Raw genomic sequence first — 20681 nt, 5'->3', positions numbered from 1 at the left:
AATTTTTATATGAGAAAGAAAATAGTTGCTTTTGGATTAATCTTGGCGCTTTCTTCCCCACTCTATGGTTTTATGCCGGTGGAAGATGCGTCATTAAAGAATACCATAGGCAACTATCTGACAAAATATTGCACGGAGAAGAAACATTCTTCCGACCTTATAAGTATTGATAAATTACAGATAGACAATAGCAGAGAAACTGTTATTATCTCAATAAGTAATAACTTTGCTAATCAAGATCTTACATCAAGAGATGTAAAGAAGTTATTTAAGGGTATCAAAAAGGTATTGCCATCATACTGCAGGAAATATCAGCTATCTGTTCAGACATGTGGAACGCCCCTGCAATATCTTCCTGAAGATGCAATTGTTCCAGACAATGAAGGAAATCGTTTTTGGGGTGATATTGAATATAAAGATGCTCCTTGGACAGAGAATGCCTCGCGTCCATTTGGCATAACCCATGGATTGCATAACAGACATATAACCCTATGGGCAAGCCATGGCCGCTATTATGACGCTGACAAAGGAGTATGGAAGTGGCAACGCCCTAATCTTTTCGGTACAACAGAAGACTTGTTTACACAAACTATCGTAGTTCCTTATCTGCTTCCAATGCTGCAGAACGCTGGTGCTGTGGTCTTTACACCGCGTGAAAGAGACTGGCAAACAGATGAACAGATTGTAGACAATGATGTTTCGAAAAGTCCGTCATACCTCGAAGTAAATGTAAAGGGAGACTGGAAGACTACCCCAGAAAAAGGCTTTTCATTCCATTTGGGGACGTATGAGAATGCAGAAAATCCCTTTACAGCAGGAACTGCACGAATGGCAAAAGCAACAAAAAGCAAAAACTATTCGCTCATTTCATACCAACCATATTTGAATAATGATGGAAAATATGCCGTTTATGTAAGTTATCAAACTTTGGACAAAAGCATTCCCGATGCAGAATACATCGTTTATCACAAAGGAGAAGCGACACGTTTCACGGTTAATCAAACCATGGGAGGCAGCACTTGGGTTTATTTAGGAACCTTTGATTTTGCAAAAGGTTCAAGCCAAGAGAACCGCGTAGTGATTACAAACCGCTCTAAACATCATGGTGTTGTAACAGCTGATGCTGTAAGGTTTGGTGGTGGTATGGGAAATATTGAGCGTGGAGGAACAACCAGCGGCTACCCAAGATGCTTGGAAGGAGCACGCTATTATACGCAATGGGCCGGCGCTCCGGCAACTGTATATAATGGCAGATTGGGGCAAAATGACTATGCAGATGATATCAATGCACGCTCTTACATGAGTAATTGGTTGGGAGGAGGTTCTTGCTATGAACCAAGCATAGAAGGGAAAAAAGTTCCTATAGAATTATCGCTTGCCGTGCATAGTGATGCCGGATTTGACAGCAATGGAGGACTTATTGGTTCATTGGCGATTTGTACAACTAACTTTAATGAAGGCAAATTAAACTCCGGTATTTCTCGCTTGATATCAAAAGATTTTGCAAACAGACTGTTAAATGGGTTTGACCGAGATCTTCCTGCCATTGCAAATCGCTGGGCAAGACGCTATCTATGGGATCGCAACTATTCTGAAACCCGTAATCCAGAAGTGCCATCTGCAATTATTGAAACACTCTCCCACCAGAACTTCCCGGATATGATTTTGGGACAAGACCCTAATTTTAAGTTCGCAATGGCACGCTCTTTGTATAAGACAGTCACACGATTTATCAATGAAGGACATGGCCGACCGACAATCATACAGCCTCTTGCCCCTCATAATTTCAAAGTGGAATTTACAGATAACAGCCATATAAGACTTGCATGGAAAGCCACAGAAGACAACTTGGAACCTTCGGCTCACCCAAATGCTTATGTGGTTTACACCGCTATCGGGGCCTCTGGATATGACAATGGAACGATTGTAAAGAAACCGTTTTATGATCTTCAAATAGCTCCCGGCATTCAATATAATTTCAAAGTCACGGCAATTAACCGGGGTGGAGAAAGCTTTCCAACAGAAGAACTCTCTGCCTACAGACAAGAAGGAGCAACGAAAAACATTCTTGTTGTTAACGGTTTTAACCGTCTTTCTGGCCCTGCCGTGATAAATAATGGTGAAAAACAGGGCTTTGAATTGGACAAAGATCCAGGCGTTTCGTATGGACTGACAGCCGGTTGGAATGGAATTCAACAAGAATTCAACGTATCCCGAATGGGTATAGAAGGACCTGGGGGACTTGGATATGGTGGAGATGAACTTGCAGGACGTTTCATCATGGGCAATGATTTCTCTGCGGTAAAAGCACATACCGAAGCTATTGCAAGTGCTAGAAAATACAACATTGTCAGTTGTTCAGCTCAAGTTTTGGAAACAGAAAATATAAATCTTTTCGCATACCAAGCCATTGACCTCATCTTAGGACTACAAAAATATGACTCTCATGCCTTAGGCTATTATAAAGTCCTGCCTAAAACTTTGCAAAATCATCTGCGTAACTATACACAGAAGCATGGAAACTTGATTGTTAGTGGTAGCTATATAGGGAGTGATATGCAAGATGTTAATGAACAACAATTCCTGACTGATGTGCTGAAAGTCAGCTATCAGCAAAATGATTCAACAATGGCAGGAGAAATAATTAACGGACTTGGTACTTCATTTGACATTTATCGCCAGACCAATCCTCTACATTATGCAGCAACATCTGTAGACAGATTAAATCCTGTAATGAATGCAATTTGTGCCATGCAATATAGTGATGGCACCAGTGCTGCCGTTGGATATCAAGGCAATGATTATCATGTTTTCACCACAGGTTTCCCTTTAGAATGTATCAAGTCAAGAGAAAAACGTAATGCGATTATGCGTGGCATCCTTCAATATGTTATGAAATAAATAGTAATATCTTAAAATATACAATCATGTATAAAATCCAAGCCAACCAATCCGGTACGCGTTCAATAGAGATCAGCGACCTACATTTAGCAACAATTGACAAATATCAGCTCATGCGTAACCTCGTAGACAGCAATGGGATTATTGATGAGACCGTGCTTGACAAGCTGAAATTCAATGTCCGCTCACTTTTGGAAAGTGAGACCGGCAATGATAAGAACCTTCTTGATCTTTGCTTAGACGTGATTTACAATACTAACATGAAAGCTATCGGCCTTCACAATCTTGTCCTACTCTATGCAGAGTGGAAGAACAAGCAAGGTGAAACGCAAGAAGAACAGGCAGAAGAAGTTTAATATATCGTGGTCGAAAATACAGTTTTTTCCACCACTATAAGCTATAAAAGATTGAATTCAGAGCAATACAAACTGACAGATTTCCTCCCGACAACCAAGAAAGAATGCGAACTGAGAGGTTGGGATGAACTTGATGTTATCCTCTTTTCGGGCGATGCCTATATCGATCACCCTTCATTTGGAGTTGCAGTCGTAGGACGTTCTCTCGAAGCAGCAGGCTATCGCGTAGCCATTGTGCCACAACCGGATTGGCATGGTGATTATCGTGATTTCAAGAAGTTGGGGCGTCCACGGTTATTCTTTGGCATTTCTCCTGGCTGCATGGATTCCATGGTTAATAAATACACAGCCAACCGACGCCTGCGTTCTATCGATGAATACAGCCCAGACGGTCGACATGACTGCCGTCCAGAATATCCAACTATCGTATACTCTCAGATACTAAAGAAACTTTATCCCGATGTACCTGTGGCTTTAGGAGGCATTGAAGCTTCTATGCGTCGACTGACACATTATGACTATTGGCAGGATAAACTGCGTCGTTGTATTCTTTGTGACAGCGGGGCAGATATCATCTTATATGGCTCGGGAACAAAGTCAATCATTCAGCTTTGCAAAGAATTAGAAGCAGGACTACCCATAAATTGTATCCATAATATCCCACAGACGGTATATCTTGCAAAAGAACAAGATATTGAAGGCGGTATCATGGAGGATGACATTGTGCTCCATTCTCATGAACAATGTCTGCAAAACAAGAAAGCAGAAGCTGAAAATTATCGTCATATAGAGGAAGAATCCAATAAGATACATGCCCAGCGACTATTGCAACAAGTCGGCAATATGTATGCCGTTGTCAATCCCCCCTACCCAACCATGACAACAGAAGAATTGGATGCAATCTTTGATTTGCCTTATACGCGACTGCCACATCCTAAATACAAAGGAAAGAAACTACCTGCCTATGAGATGATTAAGTTTTCCATCAACATGCATCAAGGCTGTTTTGGAGGTTGCGCTTTCTGCACAATATCCGCTCATCAGGGTAAGTTTGTAGCATGCAGAAGCAAGAAGAGCATCGTCAATGAGGCCAAGAAAATAATTCAGATGCCTGATTTCAAAGGCTATCTTTCTGACTTAGGCGGCCCTTCTGCTAATATGTATGGCATGCATGGGCGCAACCTTAAGGCCTGTGAACGCTGCAAACGTCCTTCATGTATCAATCCGCAGATTTGTCCTAACCTTGATACTGATCATACAAAACTGCTTGATATCTATCACGCTGTTGATGCCTTGCCCGGTATAAAGAAAAGTTTCATTGGCAGCGGTGTGCGTTATGACCTGCTCTTACATAAAGGTAAAGACGAAAAAGCCAATGCTTCTACCCGCCAATATACGCGTGAACTTATTGAAAATCATGTCAGCGGACGCTTGAAAATAGCCCCGGAGCACACCCAGGAGAGCGTATTGAAATTGATGCGTAAGCCCTCTTTCTCACAATTCTATGAATTCAAGCGTATCTTTGATCATATCAACAAGGAAGCCGGTCTCAAGCAACAGATTATCCCTTACTTTATCAGTTCTCATCCAGGATGCCACGAAGAAGACATGGCCGAGCTTGCCGTGATAACAAAAGACCTTGACTTTCACCTGGAACAGGTGCAGGATTTTACACCAACCCCAATGACCATATCCACTGAAACATGGTATACGGGCTACGATCCTTACACTCTTGAACCTGTTTACAGTGCAAAGACGCCACGAGAGAAGCTTGCACAAAGACAATTCTTCTTCTGGTATAAGCCCGAAGAACGCAAGAATATTGAGCGAGAGTTGAAGCGCATCGGACGCGAAGATCTTATCAAACGCCTCTTTCCCAAGGGTGCATCATTCAATAAAGGCTATCAACGCGAAACCAGATATAGCGACCGTCCTGTTGGCAGTACATACAACACAGTTCCCAACAATGGGAATAAAGCAAGGCGCACAGGCAAAAACAACAAATCACACGCAGCCGAAGAAGTGCAGCAAGGTGGCCACTCCAAAGGGAAAACAAAGAGGAGTTTCAATCCCAACTTCAGCAAAAACAATCATAAAAACAGATAGGCTGAACTTGAAAGCTATCATCATTATTGGGTATTTACATTTCATACAGGAATAATGTTCACGTTTTATGTGCATTAATTTTTGTATTTTTGCAGTAAGAAAGGAAAGACAATTATGAAATTATCTGATTTACATACAGGCGAACATGGTATTATCGTTAAGGTAACGGGCCATGGAAGTTTCAGAAAACGCATTGTAGAAATGGGGTTCATCAAGGGAAAAAAGGTAGATGTTCTCCTTAATGCTCCACTTATGGATCCCGTGAAATACAAGATTATGGGCTATGAAGTTTCATTGCGAAGGACAGAGGCCGAGATGATAGAAGTAGTCTCTGAAGCTGAAGCAAAAGCCATGAATGCGTCTTCACTCCATGACTCAACAAATACTGATAAAACTGCCATTACAACTTCTGATGACAGTCCTTTGACAGAAAAACAGTTGGAAGAAGCCGCTCTGAAGCGTCATCGGATAATCAATGTGGCTTTGGTGGGCAATCCCAATTGCGGCAAAACCTCACTGTTCAACTTTGCTTCGGGTGCACATGAACGTGTCGGTAACTACTCCGGCGTTACGGTAGATGCAAAAGTGGGGCATGCAGAATTTGAGGGCTACACGTTCAATCTTGTCGACTTACCGGGCACATACAGCCTCTCTGCCTATTCACCGGAAGAACTTTATGTGCGCAAACAAATCATAGACAAGACACCCGACATTATCATCAATGTGCTTGATGCAAGCAATCTCGAACGCAACCTCTATCTCACAACGCAGCTCATTGATATGAACCTGCGCATGGTGTGTGCACTCAACATGTTTGATGAGACCCAACGGCGTGGTGATAAAATCGATATCAACAAGCTGTCCGAACTCTTTGGTGTGCCCATGGTTCCAACGGTGTTCAAGAGCGGTGAGGGAGTGAAACAGCTTTTTCATCAGATTATTGAACTTTATGAAAGCAACGGAGAAGAGTTGCCTCACGCACATCATATCCACATTAACCATGGTCATGAGATAGAAAACGGCATTACACATATCCAGGAATACCTGAAAAAAGACTATGAACTTCGTCAACGATATTCAACCCGCTATTTAGCAATCAAGCTTCTTGAAAATGATTCAGACACAGTAAACTATCTACAGACAAGGCCAAATGCCTCGGAAATTTTCAAGGAAAAGGAGATTGCAGAGACACGAGTAAAAGAGGAAACAGGCGAAGACTGCGAGACGGCTATCATGGATGCAAAGTATGGTTTCATACATGGTGCACTCCAGGAAGCACAGTATGAAACGGGAAAAAACAAGGACACTTATAGGATGACAGAATATATTGACCGCGTCATCACCAACAGATATCTTGGTTTCCCCATCTTTATCCTGATGCTTTTTATCATGTTCTCGACCACCTTCATCATAGGTCAGTTTCCGATGGATTGGATTGATGCAGCCGTTGCCTGGTTTGGAGAAATCATCTCACAGAACCTGCCCGACGGCCCAATAAAAGCCATGCTTGTAGACGGAGTCATAGGAGGTGTAGGCGCAGTTATCGTGTTCTTGCCACAAATCCTTATTCTTTATTTCTTCATCAGCTTCATGGAAGACTCCGGCTATATGGCACGTGCAGCTTTCATCATGGACAAACTGATGCACAAAATGGGACTGCATGGCAAGTCGTTCATTCCACTTATCATGGGATTTGGCTGCAATGTACCCGCTATCATGGCCACAAGAACCATTGAAAGCCGACGTTCACGACTCATCACCATGCTCATATTGCCACTGATGAGCTGCTCTGCCCGACTGCCAATATATATCATGATTACAGGCTCTTTCTTTGCCTTGAAGTATCGGTCATTGGTAATGTTGTCTCTCTATGTCATTGGGATTGCGATTGCTGTCATCCTAAGCCGCATCTTCTCCACTTTTGTTGTAAAAGGTGAAGACACACCATTCGTGATGGAACTTCCCCCCTATCGTTTTCCGACATGGAAGGCCATGGGGCGCCATACATGGGAAAAAGGAAAGCAATATCTTAAGAAAATGGGAGGAATTATCCTTATTGCCAGCATCATTGTATGGGCCTTGGGCTATTTCCCGCATGACGATACATTGTCTCCGCAGCAACAACAGGAGCAAAGTTTCATTGGGAAAATCGGTAAAACGGTGGAACCTGTATTCCGTCCGCAAGGCTTTGACTGGAAAATTGATGTTGGATTGATTTCCGGTGTGGGTGCAAAAGAGATTGTTGCAAGCACTATGGGTGTCCTCTACAGTAACAATTCAAGTTTCAGTGACGATAACAACTTCAACGATGAAGGGGGAAAATATCAGGTGCTTCACCGACAGATGACACACGACATTGCCCAACTCCACGGCATCACAGATACCGAGGCGGCTCCCATTGCCACGCTCACGGCCTATTGCTTCCTGCTCTTTGTGCTCCTCTATTTCCCCTGCATTGCCACTATTGCAGCTATCAAGGGAGAAACGGGAAGCTGGAAATGGGCACTGTTTGCAGCCGGTTACACTACGTTGTTGGCTTGGGTTGTCAGTGCTGCAGTGTTCCAAATCGGTCGATTATTCATATAGTATAAAACCGATACCATATGCAAAAGACCAAAAGAACTGTCATCATCTCATTTCTGCTGTGCATGACAATGACACTGTCTGCACAGCGAAATGAGATTTTTTCTTCCGATATTGCCACTTTGCAGGTGCATAACACCCAACAATTGCGGGCAATGCTTCCCGTCATTCAACTGAACAGTGGCGAGCAAATTCAGATTTCATTTGATAATTTCAGGCATGAATATCATCGGTTCACCTACAAAATCATGCACTGTGAAGCCGATTGGTCGCCCTCTACTCAACTCTTCAGCAGCGACTATTTAGAGGGGTTCAGCGATAATCTTGTCATTGAAGACATACAGGAATCGGTCAATACGAACGTTGAATACACCCACTATTCCTTTAGATTGCCCAACGACCAATGCCGCATAACCCAAAGTGGCAACTACAAAGTGAGCGTCTATGACGAGGATGAAAAACTGATGTTGAACGCCTGTTTCATGGTTGTTGACCCAACCATGCACGTTGAACTGTCCAGCACTTCCAATACGGATATTGATTTCAATCGGGCACATCAGCAAGTTGAAATGAAACTCAAATACGGCAATCTTCCTGTCATTGCTCCCAACAACCAAATCAAAACGGTAGTCTTGCAAAATGGAAACTGGAATGATGCCCGCGTGGATATGAAACCGCAGTTCGTTCTTCGTGACGGGCTTCAGTGGCAACATTGCCGTGGTTTCATATTCAATGCAGGCAACAACTACCGCAAGTTTGAATGTCTTTCTGTTGACCATCCTACAATGGGTATTGAGACTATAGACTGGGATGGCAGTAATTATCATGCACATCTCTGGCCTGATCTTCCTCGCAGAAACTATCTGTATGACGAGAGTGCACAGGGAGTTTTCGTCATCCGCAACAGTGATGACAACGGGAATGACTACCTGTCAGACTATGTCATCGTTCATTTTACGCTACAGACCGATGCCACAAACGATGAAATTTACGTCAGCGGCGGTTTTACCAATTATCGGCTCTTGCCTCAATATCAGATGAAATATGATGCCGTAACACGTAACTATACGCTGTCTCTACTGATGAAACAAGGTTATTATTCCTATGAATACGTCAGGCGAAATGCTGACGGAAGCATACAGCTACTGCCCTCGGAAGGCAATTTCTATCAGACAAAAAACCAATATCAAGCATTGATTTACTACCGAGGAACGGGAGAACGTACAGACAGACTCGTAGCCGTTGTCCAGTAAAGCAAACAGATGCAGCTTCTGAACAGGGGGAAAACATAGCTTGAATAACGGTGGACACAGTTGCCGGGAACCGTGACATGCACAGATGTAAGAAACATGCTACTGCCTAAAGAGGGTACACTTTATTGTCATATCCATACCAATCTGGAAATCAATAAGTTAAGAAAGCCTTGCAACTTGCATCAAAACACCATGCAATCTGCGTCAAGACAGCGCATCATCTGCGTCAGATGACACTGTATTCTGACGCAAATCAGAAACACATTCAATATGTATTGAATTATTGATAAATTCCAAACCTCTCTGAAACGATAAGCCTTCTAAAGAACATTACATATATGATGTGGAAAGAGTGATGGTCAAATACGGTATGAAATGCTTTCCATATACAACCATGAAAGGACAAAATAAAAGGTTTGCACGCAAAAAACGTAAAATAATCCGACTCACCTACCTCTGTATGAATTAATTTTGTTATATTTGCAAAAATATAATTGAACATCAAATCAGATATGGAATTTTCAGCAAAGCAAATCGCCCAGTTTATCCAAGGGCGTATTGAAGGTGATGAAAACGCTATGGTGAATACCTTTGCCAAGATTGAAGAAGGAGTTGCCGGAGCCATTTCTTTCCTTGCTAACCCCAAATATATTCACTACCTTTACGATACAAAATCGACGATTGTCCTTGTTGATGACCAGATAAAAACAGATAAACCTGTACATAATACTACAATCATCAGAGTTGCCAATGCACGTGATTGTGTGGCAAAACTTCTACAGATGTATGACGCTTCCATGCGTCAGAAGAAGACCGGCATAGACAGTCTTGCATTCATTTCTCCAACGGCAAAAATCGGCAAGGAGGTCTATGTAGGCCCATTTGCCTATATTGGCGATGACGTCGTTATTGGCGATGGCTGTCAGATATTCCCTAATGTTGTCATCAATGAGAAGGTTACTTTGGGAAATGATTGTATTGTCTACCCCAATGTTACCTTGTATATGGGCAGCAAAATCGGCAGTCGTGTGATTATTCATGCAGGCAGTGTCATCGGTGCAGATGGCTTTGGCTTTGCCCCTAATGGCAAGGATGGTTATGACAAGATACCTCAGATAGGTATCGTTGAGATAGCCGATGATGTGGAAATCGGTGCAAATTCATGTGTAGACCGTTCTACAATGGGAAGCACAAAGATAAAGAAGGGGGCAAAACTTGATAATCTTGTGCAGATTGCTCATAATGTAGAAGTGGGCGAAAACACCGTGATGTCAGCGCAAGTCGGCATTGCCGGAAGCACGAAAATCGGTCAGTGGTGTATGTTCGGCGGTCAAGTCGGCGTAGCAGGACACATAGAGATTGGCGACAAGGTGTTCTTAGGTGCCCAGAGCGGTGTGCCGGGAAGCCTCAAAAGCAATCAGGTGTTGATTGGCACACCACCAATGGAAAAGCTCCCTTACTTTAAGTCTCAGGCTCTGTTTCAACGTCTGCCGGAGATTTATAAGGAGCTGAACGAACTGAAAAAAGAAATTGAAGAACTAAAGAAACAAAGATAATCAGTATATGAAAGCTAAGAAGCAGACAACACTTAAAGGAAGTTTTTCTCTTTTTGGAAAAGGGTTACATACGGGTTTGAACCTTACTGTTACATTCAATCCCGCACCCGAAAATACCGGATATAAAATACAACGAATTGACATAGAAGGTCAACCGATTATTGATGCCGTAGCTGAAAATGTGGTCGACACACAGCGTGGAACGGTTCTTGCAAAGGGAGATGTCCGCGTTTCTACCGTAGAACACGGTATGGCTGCACTTTATGCCTCGGGCATAGATAACTGTATCATTCAGGTCAATGGCCCTGAATTTCCTATTCTTGACGGTTCTGCAGCAATGTATGTTGAGAAGATAAAGGAAATAGGTCTTGTTGAACAGAATGCTACGAAAGACTATTATATCATTCGTCATAAGATTGAAGTAAAAGATGAAGATACGGGGTCTGTGATCACTATTCTGCCCGATGACCAATTCAGTCTGACTGCAATGTGCTCATTTAACTCCAAGTTTATCAACAGTCAGTTTGCCACCTTGGAGGATATGTCGACTTTCGATACGGAGATTGCTGCAGCAAGAACATTCGTGTTTGTACGCGACATCGTTCCTTTGTTGGAGGCAAACCTTATCAAAGGTGGCGACCTTGACAATGCCATTGTAATCTATGAACGTGAAGTGAGCCAAGAGAAACTTGACCAATTGGCCGATGTTTTGAAAGTTCCTCACATGGATGCAACGAAGATTGGATATATTCAGCACAAGCCATTGATGTGGGAAAATGAGTGCACACGTCATAAATTGCTTGATATCATCGGTGACATGGCGCTTATCGGCAAACCTATCAAGGGCAGAATTGTTGCGACCCGACCTGGTCATACTATCAATAACAAGTTTGCAAGACTGATGAGAAAAGAAATTCGCAAGCATGAAATTCAGGCGCCAATCTATGATCCGAATGAAGTACCAATCATGGATAACAAGCGTATTCGCGAACTGCTTCCTCATCGCTATCCCATGCAGTTGGTCGACAAGATTACAGCAATGGGCCCGACAAGTATTGTCGGTGTGAAGAATGTTACAGCCAATGAGCCTTTCTTCCAAGGCCATTTCCCCAACGAACCTGTCATGCCGGGAGTTCTTCAGATAGAAGCAATGGCACAGTGTGGTGGTCTGCTTGTGCTTGGACAATTGGAAGAACCGGAAAAGTATTCAACTTATTTCTTGAAGATTGATGATGTTAAATTTCGACAGAAAGTAGTTCCCGGAGACACCCTCCTCTTTAGAGTTGAGCTTTTGGCACCTGTTCGTCATGGCATCAGCTCTATGAAAGGATATATGTTTGTTGGTGATCAAGTTGTTTCAGAAGCAACATTCACAGCCCAGATTGTAAAGAATAAATAAATCAGTTTCAAAGAAATATGAATCAAATCAGTCCGCTTGCCTACGTTCATCCCGAGGCAAAACTTGGAGACAACAATATTATCGGCCCTTTCTGTTACATTGATCGAGATACCATTATCGGTGACAATAATGTGTTTCAGAACAGTGTAACAATCAATGTTGGGGCGCGGATTGGCAACGGAAATGAGATATTTCCCGGTGCCAGCATTTCCACCAAGCCACAGGATTTGAAATTCAAAGGGGAGGTTTCTACCTGTAAGATAGGCGATAATAACAGCATCCGCGAGAATGTAACCATATCCCGTGGCACAGCATCCAAAGGTGTAACGCTCGTAGGGAGCAACAACCTTCTGATGGAGAACATGCATATAGCACATGATTGTGTGTTGGGCAACAACTGCATTATCGGCAACTCAACGAAATTCGCCGGTGAAGTTACAATTGATGATAATGCAATTATCAGTGCAACCGTATTGACACACCAGTTCTGCAAGATAGGAAGTTATGTCATGATACAGGGCGGTTGTCGCTTCAGCCAGGATATTCCACCTTATATTATAGCAGGCAAGGAACCTACAAGATATTGTGGAATTAATCTCGTTGGACTTCGTCGACACGGTTTCAGTAATGAACTAATTGAGAGTATTCACGAGGCTTATCGTCTCCTCTATTCAAAAGGTGTCCTTAAAGAAGGTATCGAAGAAATCAGGAAAAACCTTCAGATTACCCCTGAAATACAATACATCATTGACTTTGTAGAGTCATCCAAGCGAGGCATTATCAGATAATGAAAACCCTTGTTGTTGTTCTTGGGCCTACCGGAGTTGGAAAAACGGAGCTTTGCATCAAGCTTGCCCAATATCTGAAATCGCCCATTATCAATGCTGATTCCCGACAGATTTTTGCAGAAATCCCTATCGGTACGGCTGCCCCAACCCAAGAACAACAGCATGCAATCACTCACTATTTCGTAGGTAATCATTCTATAAAGGACTACTATAGTGCTGCAAAATATGAAACCGATGCTTTAGAACTGATGGAAAGTCTTTTCCATCAGGGGCACGAAACATTGTTGCTGACAGGTGGAAGCATGATGTATATAGATGCTGTATGCAATGGAATTGATGACATTCCTACTGTAGATCAGAAGACACGTGACTTACTGAAGAAGAAATTAACCGAAGAAGGGTTAGACCATCTCGTAGAAGAACTCAAACAACTTGACCCAGAACACTATTTTATCGTTGACAAAAAGAATCCCCGCCGCGTAGTACATGCCTTAGAAATTTGCTATATGACGGGGAAAACTTACACGTCATTTCGTAAACAAACCAAGAAGCAAAGACCGTTTAAAATATTAAAGATAGGGTTAAACCGAGATCGAAATGAGTTGTATGAAAGAATCAATTCACGCGTTATCGACATGTTCAATCACGGTTTGATTGATGAATGCAAGCATGTATATGGCTATCGGGATTGTAATGCACTCAATACTGTTGGCTACAAGGAAACATTCTATTACATAGACGGTTTGCTAACGCAGGAAGAGACTATTCGGCAGATACAGTCGAATACACGACAATACATGCGAAAACAGCTCACCTGGTTTAAACGCGATCAAGATATCAATTGGTTTCAACCGGACAACATTGAAGAAATTATAAAATACCTTGATGAAAAGCTGTAAGTGCTGATATATTTTGTACATTTGCATTATCAAGACTCGATAAATGTAGGATTATGAAGATAAAAAGATTTTTTAGCTGGTGCATCTGCCTTTTACGTAACTTCTGGCCATGGTATAAAGGCTTATATAAGGGGCGTGCATGGTACACTAAGACACTGATAGGTGTTGTGTCGTGCATCGTTGCATTCTTTGTCTACCTGGGTATGGTAGATATGAATTTCCTATGGCTTTTCGGCAAATCCCCAGGCTATTTCTCTGGTATTATGGCTCCACAGACCAGCGAAGCTTCGGAGATTTACAGTGCTGATGGAAAGCTGATTGGCAAGTATTTCAATGAGAACAGGACTCCTGTAAAATATGAAGAAGTAAATCCTGTATTCTTCCGTGCCTTAATTGATACAGAAGACGAACGCTTCTATAAACATTTTGGTATCGATCCGATCGGTCTGTTTGGTGCGATAAAAGACGCCGTACTTCATCATGACGGCCGTGGAGCTTCGACTATTACACAGCAATTAGCCAAGAACATGTTCCGTGTCCGCTCTCAGTATTCAACAGGAATATTAGGTAAAGTTCCAGGCCTTAAGATGCTGATTATCAAAAGTAAGGAGTGGATTATTGCAACAAAACTTGAAACGGTTTATTCCAAAAAGGAAATCATAACGATGTATGCAAACACTGTCGATTTCGGCAACAACTCCTATGGAATCAAGACAGCTGCAAAAACATATTTCAACACTACACCACTCAACCTGACCACAGAGCAGGCTGCAGTTCTTGTAGGAATGTTGAAAGCAACATCTTACTATAACCCCAAAACAAATCCAGAGCATTCGCTTGCACGCCGTAACACCGTACTTACTAACATGTACAAACATGGCGATTTGAAACGTGAAGCCTGCGATTCTCTAAAAGAAATCCCCATAAAGTTAGACTTCAAGGTTGAAGAAAACTATGATGGTCAGGCCAAATATTTCCGTGAAGCAATAGCCAACTATCTGAAAGACTGGTGTGAAGAAAATGGTTACGATCTCTATTCCAGTGGTTTAAAGATTTACACTACTATTGATACGCGAATGCAGAAATATGCTGAAGATGCTGCAAGAAAGCAAATGAAGCAGGTACAGCAGAACTTCAACAACCATTGGAGCATTTATAGGAACCAGTCAAGCAACTGGCTTCGACAGGAACCGTGGCAGGACGAAAACCATCATGTCATTCCAAACTTCATTCAACAGATTGCCGAACGTCAGCCTTTCTATAAGGCTCTGATAGCTCGCTTCCCGAATAATCCGGACTCTGTCAACTATTATTATAAAGAATGGAAACATCCCGTGAAGGTCTTTGACTATGACAAAGGCACCGTTGTCAAGGAGATGACCTCTGAAGATTCCATCAAATACATGACTACATTCATGCATTGTGCCTTTCTTGCCATGGAGCCTCAGACGGGTGCTGTCAAGGCATGGGTGGGTGATATAGACTTCGATTCATGGAAATATGATAAGGTAACGGCGATGCGTCAACCTGGTTCAACCTTCAAACTTTTTGTGTATACAGAAGCCATGAACCAGGGATTGACCCCTTGTGACAAACGCCGTGACGAGTACATCTCCATGCAGGTGTACGACAAAAAGCAACACAAGGAAGTGACATGGACACCTGGTAATGCCAATGGTTCATTCAGTGGAGACTCCATGCCATTGAAGAGTGCATTTGCAAAGAGTATCAATTCTGTTGCCGTTCGACTTGGTCAGGAAATGGGAATCAAGCGAATTATTGAAACAGCAAAGAAGATGGGTATCGTCAGTCCTTTGGATGATGAGCCTTCTTTAGCTCTGGGCTCGAGCGATGTAACCTTGTTGGAAATGGTAAATGCCTATTGCACGGTTGCTGACAACGGTAAACATCATGAGCCAGTACTTGTTACCCGTATCCTTGATAAAGAAGGAAACGAGGTCTATGTAGGCCCAACAAAGTCAGAACAGGCTATCCCTTACAAAAGCGCTTTCCTCATGCAACAGTTACTACAAGGCGGTATGCGTGAACCAGGAGGCACATCACAATCCCTTTGGGGCTATGTAGGCAACTATCGCGACACTGATTTTGGTGGTAAAACCGGAACAAGTAACAACCACTCTGATGCCTGGTTCATGGGCGTTACCCCACGATTGGTTGTCGGAGCTTGGGTCGGTGGCGAATACAGATGCATTCATTTTCGAACAGGAGCTTTAGGACAAGGAGCACGAACGGCATTGCCTATATGCGGTTATTTCCTGCAATCATTACTCAATGACCCTGAATTCAAGCAATATCATGCCAAGTTTGACAAACCGCATGATGATGATATCACAAGCGACATGTACACTTGCGCAAGCTATATTCCACAGACTAAGCGTGATACTACAAGGCAAGACAGCATTGTCAGCGAGGAAGAAGTGTTCTTGGATGAGGACGGTAATCCTATTTTACGTAAGGTAGAACAGTCTGAAGAAAGCTCTAACAACTCTTCAGACAATTCAAAAACAAACAAGTCGGCAAATGAAACTAAAAAGGATAAAAAGCGAAAACCCTCTGAACAACAAGTCAATTTAGATGACCTCTAAAGCAGACAAGACAAACGATAACATGGATTTCGACAATCCGGAGTTGCAGAATGCGCTCCAGATTGTTAAGTTTACCCGTCGCTCGCTCTTCCTTACAGGTAAAGCAGGGACGGGTAAATCAACGCTTTTGAAGTATATTGCTACTACAACTAAGAAGAAACACATCATTCTTGCACCCACAGGTATAGCGGCAATCAATGCAGATGGCGCAACCTTGCACAGCTTCTTTAAGCTTCCCTTCCACCCTTTGCTCCCCGATGACAGCCGATATTCTGTCAGAAATATACGCAAAACACTCAAATACAATGCTGAGAAAATCAAGCTCATCAATGAAGTTGAATTGATTATTATTGATGAGATAAGCATGGTAAGAGCAGACATTATAGATTTTATCGACAAGATATTGCGCGTCTATTGCCACAATATGCGCGAACCTTTTGGTGGAAAACAAATGCTGTTTGTCGGTGATATCTACCAGTTGGAGCCTGTATTGAAAGAAGAAGAATGGCGATTGCTGCAACCTTATTATTCTTCAAAGTTCTTCTTTGATGCCAAAATCTTCTGTGATTTCAAGCTAATTGCCATTGAACTCAAGAAAGTCTATCGGCAATCCGACCCTCTGTTCATCAGCATTCTTGACCACATCCGCACATCAAGTGTGACAGATGCTGAACTCAGAATGCTCAACAACCGTGTCGGTGCATCGCTTGAAACCGAAAATTCAAAACTCGCTATAACCCTTTCAACACGCCGTGATACGGTGGATTATATCAATGATGAGAAGCTCAAGGAACTTCCTGGAGATGCTAATGTCTTTAACGGCATCATCGAAGGAGAGTTTCCTCTCAGCAGCCTCCCTACTCCAATCGAGCTTGAACTGAAATTAGGTGCACAGGTGTTATTCATTAAAAACGATCGTGAAAAGCGCTGGGTAAACGGCACACTCGGTACGGTTATCGGACTTGATGATGCTATTGACGGCCATATCTACGTGATGACTGAAGACGGACACAACGTTGATGTGGAACAAGAAATATGGAGTAACGTCAAATATACCTACAATGAAACCGATAAGAAAATTGAAGAAGAAGAGATAGGTACCTTTCGTCAGTTTCCATTACGATTGGCATGGGCCATCACTGTCCATAAGAGTCAGGGACTCACTTTCTCTCAAGTAAAGATTGATTTCACGGGAGGCGTCTTTGCCGGAGGGCAGACCTATGTTGCCCTTTCACGCTGCACGGCTATCAACGGCATTACACTTCAAGAACCTCTGCGGCGAGATGAAATCTTCGTCAGAAGCGAAGTGACCAACTTCTCACGTAACTATAACAATGAAACGGCCTTGCAGACGGCCCTTCAGCAAAGCAAGGCAGACAGACAATACCATGATGCCGTGAAAGCCTTTGATAAGGGAGACATGGCGCAATGCCTCGACAACTTCTTTCTTGCCATACATAGCCGCTACGATATCGAAAGGCCTGGTCCCCGAAGATATATCAGGAAGAAACTCAACATCATTAACCTTTTGCGGAAAAAGAACACAAAACTACAGGCAAAACTAAAGCAACAAGAAGACTATTTGAGGAAACTGGCCGTTGAATATGTCCTCATGGGCAAGGAATGTGAAAGAGAAGGCATGAAAGAGGCTGCCTTACGCAATTACAACAAAGCCTTGGAACTGTGTCCGGACATCCCGGAAGCCAAGAGGAAAGTGCGTAAATTAAGCAAGAAAGAAAAATAAAACAGAAAAAATTTTGCCATGTCTTGCGTTTCGCTTATCTTTGCTTTGACATTTAATCTCATGGAATATGAAAGCAACAGAACAAACCATACAGCAGGTTGAGCGGTTCATCAACAAGATTGGACAGAAGTTCCCGGCATGTGAGGACACGGCTATCGTGACCGATATTCATGTATGTGCAAACCCAGACAGTGGTGAGTTGCTGGCTTATGACGACAATGGCGACGAGATAACACGCTGTGTTGTTGAACAATGGATTGGCAACACGGATGATAAATTCTTTGATCAGATAACGCTACAACTAAGGCATATCATCAAAACTAAGGCTGATGATGTAGACCATTTAGGCATTCTCAAACCCTATAGTTTTGTGTTGGAGAACGAGGAACACACCCCTATTGCCGAACTTTATCTTGCAGATGATGAAACTGTCATTATCGGTGGAGATCTGATGGAAGGACTTGAAAAAGATCTTGACGACTTTCTTTCTGACCTTATCAAAGAATAAATAAGCATCTGTTTTGAACACCTGAGAGGCAGACCAAAAGGAAATAGAAAACCGTTTTCAATGTATGTGCAGAATAGTTTCATGCCCTTGATTTCCTTGCTTTTATCGTCTTGATTTGCAATGTCGGTCACTTTCTTTTGCCACTTGCGTCACTTTACCGCCTAAAGTGACTGAAAACACCATGCAACTTGACGCAGATTACACGCTAACTTGACGCAGATTACAAGGCAACTTGACGCGACATACAAACCTCCCTGTGGCATAATATACGACAACGAAGTGCATATGATCTCCTTTTAAGAAAGAACTGCGTTGTCAACTAAAATCTAATCATCATGAAAAAATAAAGTTACATATTTGTCAGACTCATGATTAAATCGTATATTTGCCAACAATTTTAAATCATTTGTTCTTATAACCATAAAGACATTAACAATTTATGCAGGGCTCAATCAATTCTGTTTTATCGGGAGATTTCAACAAAAAGAAATTCCTGATGTGTGTGGTTACAGCAATCTTGACTGTAATCGTATGGAATCTTCCAAGTAGTTTCTTCGGCATCGAAGGGCTGACTGTCGTTCAACAGCGCGTAATTGCCATTTTCGTTATGGCCGTCTTGCTGTGGATAACAGAAGCCATTCCAGCCTGGGCAACCTCTATCACCATTATCTTCGTGCTGCTCTTCTGTGTCAGTGACTCGTCATTCCAGTTCTTTCAAGGCACAGAAGATCAGTACGGAACAATGCTTGACCACGTGGGAGTCATGGCATGTTTCGCCGATCCGACAATCATCTTGTTCTTAGGTGGCTTTGTGTTGGCAATTGCAGCAACCAAGAGTGGCCTTGATGTTCTTGCGGCCCGAACGCTGATGAAGCCTTTCGGACAAAAGAGTGAGAACGTGCTTTTAGGCTTTCTTCTCATAACAGGTGTGTTCTCCATGTTCATTTCCAACACTGCAACAGCAGCGATGATGCTCACTTTCCTCACCCCTGTATTCAAGGCACTTCCTGCAAATGGTAAAGGAAGAATAGCGCTTACAATGGCCATTCCGGTAGGAGCTAACTTAGGAGGTATGGGTACCCCTATCGGTACACCACCGAATGTATTTGCCTTGAAATACCTCAATGACCCCACAGGACTGAACATCGGCATCACATTCTCCCACTGGATGATGATTATGGTGCCGCTTGTTATCGTGTTGCTCATCATTGCATGGCGCATGATTATACGCTTCTTCCCATTCACTCAAAAGACTATACAGCTTGACATCAAGGGAGAAGTTTCACATAACTGGCGCACTGTCGTCGTAGCAGCGACCTTTATCCTGACTATTTTCCTATGGGTTGCCGGCAAAAACCTATTTGGCATCAACGCAAATACAGTCGCCATGCTGCCAATTGCCGTATTTGCCATCACCAGAGTCATAACAGCAAAAGACCTGCAAGATATCGACTGGTCTGTTATCTGGATGGTAGCGGGAGGTTTTGCCCTCGGTAATGCAATGAACGGAACAGGTCTTGCTGAGAACGCAATCAAGAGTATTCCCTTCGGAGCATGGAACCCCTTGATTATTCTTTTCATTGCATGTATCATCTGCTTTATACTGAGTAACTTCATATCCAATACGGCCACAGCTGCTCTGCTCGTGCCAATTCTTGCAGTTGTATGTAAAGGTATGGGCGAAAACTTAGGTATGATTGGTGGCACAGTGACGATATTGGTCGGTATTGCTGTAGCTGCAAGTGCTGCAATGAGCCTTCCCATCAGTACTCCTCCGAATGCCATTGCATTCTCTACAGGCCTTATAAAGCAGAACGACATGCTGAAAGTCGGTGTTTCGGTAGGCGTAATAACCCTCATCATTGGTATCAGTATGCTTATTGTAATTGGCAAATTAGGGCTGTTCTGATTTGTAATCGAATAACACAGAGCCTCTCCTCCTACTTGAAGGTGAGGCTTCTTTCATTTTTTCTACCACAATC

13 protein-coding genes are annotated in these 20681 nt (G+C 42.8%); all 13 read left to right on the top strand.

The annotated features are described in order from the left end of the window. The first annotated feature begins 9 nt into the window (after nucleotides 1-9). The 13 genes from HMPREF2983_RS12220 to HMPREF2983_RS12155 all read left to right on the top strand — a co-directional run bounded on the left by HMPREF2983_RS12220 (nucleotide 10) and on the right by HMPREF2983_RS12155 (nucleotide 20608). Entirely contained in the window at nucleotides 10-2901 is a 2892-nt protein-coding gene (locus HMPREF2983_RS12220) for a golvesin C-terminal-like domain-containing protein (protein ID WP_070668837.1), read from the top strand. A gap of 26 nt (nucleotides 2902-2927) precedes the next feature. Next, nucleotides 2928-3257 (top strand): hypothetical protein, encoded by a 330-nt coding sequence (locus HMPREF2983_RS12215; protein ID WP_070668834.1) that lies wholly within the window; start codon nucleotides 2928-2930, stop codon nucleotides 3255-3257. A gap of 51 nt (nucleotides 3258-3308) precedes the next feature. Then, nucleotides 3309-5363 carry a YgiQ family radical SAM protein gene (locus HMPREF2983_RS12210; protein WP_210400386.1) on the top strand — a complete coding sequence of 685 codons (2055 nt, stop codon included), beginning with the start codon at nucleotides 3309-3311 and terminating at the stop codon, nucleotides 5361-5363. Nucleotides 5364-5477: 114 nt separating this feature from the next. Next, the gene (gene feoB / locus HMPREF2983_RS12205; protein ID WP_070668826.1) at nucleotides 5478-7949 is read left to right on the top strand and encodes a ferrous iron transport protein B; all 2472 of its coding nucleotides are present in this window, start codon (nucleotides 5478-5480) and stop codon (nucleotides 7947-7949) included. Between the two features lie 17 nt (nucleotides 7950-7966). Next, nucleotides 7967-9199, top strand: a complete 1233-nt coding sequence (locus tag HMPREF2983_RS12200) for a type IX secretion system plug protein (protein ID WP_070668823.1) — start codon at nucleotides 7967-7969, stop codon at nucleotides 9197-9199. Between the two features lie 512 nt (nucleotides 9200-9711). Beyond that, a complete protein-coding gene (gene lpxD, locus HMPREF2983_RS12190) occupies nucleotides 9712-10755 on the top strand; it encodes a UDP-3-O-(3-hydroxymyristoyl)glucosamine N-acyltransferase (protein ID WP_070668818.1) in 1044 nt (347 codons plus the stop codon). Between the two features lie 7 nt (nucleotides 10756-10762). Next, nucleotides 10763-12154, top strand: a complete 1392-nt coding sequence (locus HMPREF2983_RS12185; RefSeq protein ID WP_070668817.1) for a bifunctional UDP-3-O-[3-hydroxymyristoyl] N-acetylglucosamine deacetylase/3-hydroxyacyl-ACP dehydratase — start codon at nucleotides 10763-10765, stop codon at nucleotides 12152-12154. A gap of 17 nt (nucleotides 12155-12171) precedes the next feature. Beyond that, on the top strand, nucleotides 12172-12942 hold the full coding sequence (lpxA, locus tag HMPREF2983_RS12180; RefSeq protein WP_004376166.1) for an acyl-ACP--UDP-N-acetylglucosamine O-acyltransferase: 771 nt from the start codon (nucleotides 12172-12174) through the stop codon (nucleotides 12940-12942). After that, nucleotides 12942-13841 carry a tRNA (adenosine(37)-N6)-dimethylallyltransferase MiaA gene (gene miaA / locus HMPREF2983_RS12175; protein ID WP_070668816.1) on the top strand — a complete coding sequence of 300 codons (900 nt, stop codon included), beginning with the start codon at nucleotides 12942-12944 and terminating at the stop codon, nucleotides 13839-13841. Before lpxA ends, miaA begins: the two co-directional genes overlap by 1 nt. Nucleotides 13842-13894: 53 nt before the next feature. Then, on the top strand, nucleotides 13895-16447 hold the full coding sequence (locus HMPREF2983_RS12170) for a transglycosylase domain-containing protein (RefSeq protein ID WP_070668813.1): 2553 nt from the start codon (nucleotides 13895-13897) through the stop codon (nucleotides 16445-16447). After that, nucleotides 16437-18191 carry an AAA family ATPase gene (locus HMPREF2983_RS12165; protein WP_070668810.1) on the top strand — a complete coding sequence of 585 codons (1755 nt, stop codon included), beginning with the start codon at nucleotides 16437-16439 and terminating at the stop codon, nucleotides 18189-18191. The genes HMPREF2983_RS12170 and HMPREF2983_RS12165 overlap by 11 nt, the downstream gene beginning before the upstream one ends. Before the next feature lie 67 nt (nucleotides 18192-18258). Continuing rightward, complete coding sequence (locus HMPREF2983_RS12160) at nucleotides 18259-18699, top strand: hypothetical protein (RefSeq protein WP_004370895.1); 441 nt, start codon at nucleotides 18259-18261, stop codon at nucleotides 18697-18699. A gap of 439 nt (nucleotides 18700-19138) precedes the next feature. Further along, on the top strand, nucleotides 19139-20608 hold the full coding sequence (locus HMPREF2983_RS12155; RefSeq protein WP_018920205.1) for an SLC13 family permease: 1470 nt from the start codon (nucleotides 19139-19141) through the stop codon (nucleotides 20606-20608). The last annotated feature ends 73 nt before the right edge of the window (nucleotides 20609-20681 follow it).

It is taken from the genome of Prevotella sp. HMSC077E09, from assembly GCF_001814685.1.
GTDB classification, from domain to species: Bacteria; Bacteroidota; Bacteroidia; order Bacteroidales; family Bacteroidaceae; genus Prevotella; species Prevotella oris.
The sequence above is the reverse complement of the archived record's forward strand: the minus strand, read 5'-3'. Positions and strand labels throughout refer to the sequence as shown.

Bases quoted from the DNA above. Each gene is read 5' to 3' on its own strand.
- HMPREF2983_RS12220 (WP_070668837.1), top strand. From the start codon at position 10: ATGAGAAAGAAAATAGTTGCTTTTGGATTAATCTTGGCGCTTTCTTCC.
- HMPREF2983_RS12215 (WP_070668834.1), top strand. From the start codon at position 2,928: ATGTATAAAATCCAAGCCAACCAATCCGGTACGCGTTCAATAGAGATC.
- feoB (WP_070668826.1), top strand. From the start codon at position 5,478: ATGAAATTATCTGATTTACATACAGGCGAACATGGTATTATCGTTAAG.
- HMPREF2983_RS12200 (WP_070668823.1), top strand. From the start codon at position 7,967: ATGCAAAAGACCAAAAGAACTGTCATCATCTCATTTCTGCTGTGCATG.
- lpxD (WP_070668818.1), top strand. From the start codon at position 9,712: ATGGAATTTTCAGCAAAGCAAATCGCCCAGTTTATCCAAGGGCGTATT.
- HMPREF2983_RS12185 (WP_070668817.1), top strand. From the start codon at position 10,763: ATGAAAGCTAAGAAGCAGACAACACTTAAAGGAAGTTTTTCTCTTTTT.
- lpxA (WP_004376166.1), top strand. From the start codon at position 12,172: ATGAATCAAATCAGTCCGCTTGCCTACGTTCATCCCGAGGCAAAACTT.
- miaA (WP_070668816.1), top strand. From the start codon at position 12,942: ATGAAAACCCTTGTTGTTGTTCTTGGGCCTACCGGAGTTGGAAAAACG.
- HMPREF2983_RS12170 (WP_070668813.1), top strand. From the start codon at position 13,895: ATGAAGATAAAAAGATTTTTTAGCTGGTGCATCTGCCTTTTACGTAAC.
- HMPREF2983_RS12165 (WP_070668810.1), top strand. From the start codon at position 16,437: ATGACCTCTAAAGCAGACAAGACAAACGATAACATGGATTTCGACAAT.
- HMPREF2983_RS12160 (WP_004370895.1), top strand. From the start codon at position 18,259: ATGAAAGCAACAGAACAAACCATACAGCAGGTTGAGCGGTTCATCAAC.
- HMPREF2983_RS12155 (WP_018920205.1), top strand. From the start codon at position 19,139: ATGCAGGGCTCAATCAATTCTGTTTTATCGGGAGATTTCAACAAAAAG.